Below are 4,560 nucleotides of genomic sequence, written 5' to 3'. Positions count from 1 at the left end.
TCTCGACGAAGGCCAGCGCGAGTTCGAGCCAGCTGGCGAGATCGGCTGCGCTCGCGGTGCCTTCCGGCGCGACGTGGACGTAACCCTCCATCCCGCGCCCTCCCATTTCCATCGGGCGCGCATGCGGACGGGCGACCGCCGCTTCATGCGCCGCCTTGCCGACGCGAACCAGCAGCCCGCGTTTCGAGGTGCCAATCAGCATGTTGCCGTTGAGCATGAAGCAGATGCCGCCGAACATCTTCTGTTCGGCGAAGGCGCGCCGGCCAAGGGCTGCACGCAGGCGCTCGACCATGGGATCTGGCGCGACGCTGGTTTTGGTGACTGACTTCGCCATGCTCAGCCCTCCGCGAAATGCGCGGCGTCAAGCAAGCATGAAAGCAGGAGGAGATTCAAGCCGGAAGCAAGGGCGGAATTCTCGATCCACCCGGCGACGGAAGGCGTTTCCAAAGGCTGCAATTATTCTTGACTTAAATAATCATCTTAATCTAAGGCGAGCCACCAAGCCAACGGCGCGTCCCCTCCTGGGTGGCCTCAGCCAAAGTCATTCAACAAAAGAGACGTTCCCGGTCGGCGGGCACGCGCGGATGTCATTTGGCGGGCAACATGAACGGTCCTGAAATCTTCATCGTCTCACCGGTCACACTGGCCTCTTACGCCCGAACCTGCCTCAGGCTGGTTCATTTTGCGGGTCTGACTTTGGGGTTCGGAGGGGCCGTCTTCCTCGATCTCATGTTTTCACGCTACCGAAAGACCCCGGTGACGACCGAACTCGCCGACAATGTGGAGTGGGTCAGCAAGTTCGTGGCTCTGGGACTCGGTCTGCTTTGGGTATCGGGGCTGGGATTCCTCGTGCTGTATCACTTCGCTGAGCCGGAAAAACTGACAAACCCGAAGATCTGGGCAAAGGTCGTGATCGTTGCGATCCTTACCCTCAATGGCGTCGCCATCCACAAACTGGTCATACCTTTTGTGCGTCAGCGGATCGGCAGCCAACTCCTTGTCGGCATGACACCCCGCATGTACAGCACTTTGGTTGGTTGCGGCGTCGTCTCCCTTGTGTCCTGGACGATGCCCGTAGTGCTCGGCGCGGCGCCGCAACTGAACTTCGTCGTTCCGTGCGCGCTTATCCTGGCCGGATACGCGGCAGTTCTCGGACAGGCGTTTCTAATCGCAAACTTCTTGCTACGCCGCGCCTCGGGGAACATCCCGGTCCCGGCGTCGTCAACGCCGGGCGAGCCTGATCCAGGTCTTGCCCCTTCCTGAAAAGGCTCGCAACGCAAGGCAGTTCAGGAAAGGCGTGTCGCAGAGCGACCATGACGGTCACTCTCCACACAAGCGTCCCACCGGGGAGATCGCAGTTCTCAGCCTGGCACGGCCGGCTTCAGTTCCGGGAACTTCTCGTCGAAGCGCGCCGCCCAGCGGGTCAGGCGGCCGCGGCCCTTTTCCCATTTGCCGGCGAAGCGCAGCGCCAGATAGCCGAGCGTGGCGCGCAGCGCCATCTGGCCGGCGGTGATCTTCTTCGGCAGCTTCGGCGGGTTGGCGTTGAGCAGGTCGAGCGCGGTGGTGATCTTCGCCCACTGGCGATCGAGCCAGGGCTGATAGACCATCTCTTCCGGCCGCGTGCGCCGCTCGTAGACCATCGACAGAGCGCAATCGCAGATGCCGTCGGCCAGCGCCTCCAGCACCTCGGCCTCGAGCCGCTTGTCGGGGTTGCGCGGGAACAGCGCGTTCTTCGCTACGCGATTGAGGTGCTGGGTGATGGCGCGGCTGTCGTAGATCGAGCGGCCGTCGTCGAGGACCAGCACGGGGATCTTGCCGAGCGGATTGGCGCCGATCAATTCGGCCGGCTTCTCCTCGGTCTTGACCGGCACGAGGTCGATGGCGATGCCGGCATAGAGCGCGGCCATGCGGACCTTCGAGCTGTAGGGAGAGGTGGAGGCGTAGAGCAGCTTCGGCATGGTCGGGTTCCTGATTGTCTGCGCGCACTGTTGACCGATCATGGCCGGCAAGACAACGGCCAGTGTCGCGAAACCGGACAGCCAATGCGCCGGCAACGAATTGCTGGCGAAGCCGGACAACAAAAAAGCTCCCGGAAGTTTGCCGACGGCAAAGTCCCGGGAGCTTTAGGGGGAGCGTGCGCTCCAGCTTCGCCAGTGACGCCGAACCGGCGAGAGGGGCACCGACGGCACCCGCCCTCACCTGTCCTTGTCGCGAGCGAAGCTACGCGATCACTTCTTGGCGGCCGGCTTCTTTGCCGGAGCTGCCTTCTTCACTGCAGACGCCGACTTGGCGGCGGCCGCCTTCATCGGTGCCTTGGCGGCGGGCTTGGCCGCTGCCTTGGCTGCAGGCTTCTTGGCGGCAGGCTTCGCTGCTGCCTTGGCGGCAGGCTTCGCTGCTGCCTTGGCTGCGGGCTTCGCCGCTGCCTTGGCGGCGGGCTTGGCCGCGGCCTTGGCGACCGGCTTCTTGGCGGCGGGTTTCGCCGCTGCCTTCGCCGGAGCCTTGGCGGCTGCCTTCGGCGCTGCCTTCTTCACTGCGGGTTTCGCGGCAGCCTTCGGTGCCGCTTTCTTTGCCGGCGCTTTCGCCGCCGGCGCCTTGCTTGTCGTCTTTGCCATGCGATGCCCCTTGCGTTTTGCCGGCGATCGTCAGTGATCCGGCATGCTCATGCATATCTGACTCGCGGCTTTCTAGCCAGCGAAGCATTACACTGAATTTCGCAGATTAAATTTCGGTTACGGCGAAAGCATGCTCGCAATGATCGGCACTAAAGTGCGCAGAGATTCTTCGCAGCCCGCCGCGAACTTCCGCGAGAGAAATTTGAAGCCTCGCGACTCATGCGATCTTCTCGTCAAGCATGGGAACTCCTGCTACGGCGGCGGTCGTGCGCGTTCACCCGAAGAGCTGTCGTATCGGCTTGCTTGATAGAGCGACTGCAGAACAACTTAAAACTTAATGCGAGCTTTTAGCTCGTATATGTTCTGCCCGAACTAAGTGGCGGTGAAGCAGCATTCACTGCAGGACAACGCCACTCTCTGTGCCGCCGACTTTCGTCACTCGGCAAGCCAAACCGTTGGCTTTCCGTTCGCTACACGGTACCGGTCCTCAACTCCTCACTTGGGGGAGATTGGCGGTCCCGCCGGCTTTCGTCAGTCGCCAATGCTGCAGGATTGAATGGCGCGCGAAGGACTGCCGTGTCTCCCGCTCTGCGCAGCCACTTTTCCCTTGAAATGCAAGGCTTTCGGGCCGTCACAGCGCGGCCGGCTCTGACACCAACTGCAGTCTTCGCGACGGCTCGGTCTGATGGAGATGGACGGCAAATGTGTCCCAGGGCGGAGTGACGCCGATTTGCGCGACGATGCGGCCGATCTCGCCGCGATGATAGCCGCCGTGGATGACGACATGGGTCAGCATTTCCTGGCGCGACATCATCGCCTTGTCGCCATCGGTGAAGGCGAACGGCATCGGCTCCGAGAGTAGATTAGGCGAGACGGTTTGCAGATAGTCGCGATACCAGCGATCCATCGCCGCGACATCGCCGTGCAACGTGTCGAGCGACGGCGTCTCCTCGGTGTTGTCGGAGGCAAAGCCGTGTTGCGTGCCGGAAAGATGCGCGGCGAATATCTTCGAGACGACAAGGTTGTGGTTGAGGAGACGGATCGCTGCGTGGCGCTCCTTCGCGTGCGCATCAGGGTCGAGGTGAGCGAGCTTCTCCAGCAGTTCGTCGTTGGCCCAGGCTTGATAGGCGAAGAGGCTGCGAAGCAAGTCAAGCGCGCTCATGGCCGGTGTTCCTTTTTTCGAAATGTGAGTATGTTGTTTATATTTTCGCGAGGTGGAGCAAACATGTCTACTCGCATTGCAAAGCCGCGCATGCGCATGCGTAAGGTGCCGCGCCAGGCGCGTTCGCGGGCAACCGTCGAGGCGATCATCGAGGCAGGTGCTCATGTTCTGAGCGAGCTCGGATGGGCCGGCTTCACCACCAACAAAGTGGCCGAGGCGGCCGGCGTCAGCATCGGCTCGCTCTACCAATATTTTCCCGACAAGCTGTCGCTGCTCGAAGCGATCCGGCGCCGCCATTTCGATCAGGTGCTGTCGGTGATCGCCGAATCAGCCGAAGGCGGCAAACCGCTCAGGCGATTCGCGCAGGAGTTGGTGCGCGGCATGATCGAGGCGCACAGCATCCATCCGACGCTGCATCAGGTGCTGCTCGACGAAGCCCCGGGCGACCGCGGCTCGCGCGCCGCGCATGCCTCGTTCCAGGCCCGCTATCTCGAACACTACACGGCCGCCGTGGCGCAGTATCGCCGACGCCGGAAAGACGTCGAGACGATCGCGCGCGTGCTGTCGTCGGCGGTCGAGGGCGTGATCCACAATGCGGCGCGACGCGACATGCTGGACGCGCCGGAGCTTCGCAAGCAGCTGGTCGAGCTGATCTGCGCTTACCTCTCCGCAACGCGGACAGGATGATCGCCGCTCACGCCTGATAGCCGAGGCAGATGGCGCCGAGCGCGACGACGGCGCAGGCGCCGACGCGGCGCGGCGTCAGTTGCTCACCGAGGAAGAACC

The 4,560-nt window shown here is 62.7% G+C and carries 6 protein-coding genes; 2 read left to right on the top strand and 4 right to left on the bottom strand.

What is annotated here, in order from left to right; translation table 11 throughout:
- Positions 1 to 334: TfoX/Sxy family protein (locus EN780_RS28120; RefSeq protein WP_133372744.1), on the bottom strand; the 334-nt coding region annotated here is incomplete at its 3' end.
- 257 nt (positions 335 to 591) lie between these two features.
- Between EN780_RS28120 and EN780_RS28115 the strand changes: the two genes are divergently transcribed.
- Complete coding sequence (locus EN780_RS28115; RefSeq protein ID WP_210215057.1) at positions 592 to 1,263, top strand: hypothetical protein; 672 nt, start codon at positions 592 to 594, stop codon at positions 1,261 to 1,263.
- A 98-nt stretch (positions 1,264 to 1,361) separates the two neighbouring features.
- Here EN780_RS28115 and EN780_RS28110 read toward each other — a convergent pair whose 3' ends face one another.
- From EN780_RS28110 to EN780_RS28100, 3 genes are all read right to left on the bottom strand, one after another.
- Positions 1,362 to 1,958 carry a glutathione S-transferase gene (locus EN780_RS28110; RefSeq protein ID WP_127283684.1) on the bottom strand — a complete coding sequence of 199 codons (597 nt, stop codon included), beginning with the start codon at positions 1,956 to 1,958 and terminating at the stop codon, positions 1,362 to 1,364.
- 270 nt (positions 1,959 to 2,228) lie between these two features.
- Positions 2,229 to 2,612, bottom strand: a complete 384-nt coding sequence (locus EN780_RS38550; RefSeq protein ID WP_145966837.1) for a histone — start codon at positions 2,610 to 2,612, stop codon at positions 2,229 to 2,231.
- A 631-nt stretch (positions 2,613 to 3,243) separates the two neighbouring features.
- Positions 3,244 to 3,774, bottom strand: a complete 531-nt coding sequence (locus tag EN780_RS28100) for a DinB family protein (RefSeq protein ID WP_128275925.1) — start codon at positions 3,772 to 3,774, stop codon at positions 3,244 to 3,246.
- A gap of 96 nt (positions 3,775 to 3,870) precedes the next feature.
- On the opposite strand from EN780_RS28100, the gene EN780_RS28095 reads away from it, so the two are divergent.
- Positions 3,871 to 4,461 carry a TetR/AcrR family transcriptional regulator gene (locus tag EN780_RS28095; protein ID WP_127309368.1) on the top strand — a complete coding sequence of 197 codons (591 nt, stop codon included), beginning with the start codon at positions 3,871 to 3,873 and terminating at the stop codon, positions 4,459 to 4,461.
- The last annotated feature ends 99 nt before the right edge of the window (positions 4,462 to 4,560 follow it).

The organism is Mesorhizobium sp. M4B.F.Ca.ET.089.01.1.1 (genome assembly GCF_004022605.1).
GTDB classification, from domain to species: Bacteria; Pseudomonadota; Alphaproteobacteria; order Rhizobiales; family Rhizobiaceae; genus Mesorhizobium; species Mesorhizobium abyssinicae.
The sequence above is the reverse complement of the archived record's forward strand: the minus strand, read 5'-3'. Positions and strand labels throughout refer to the sequence as shown.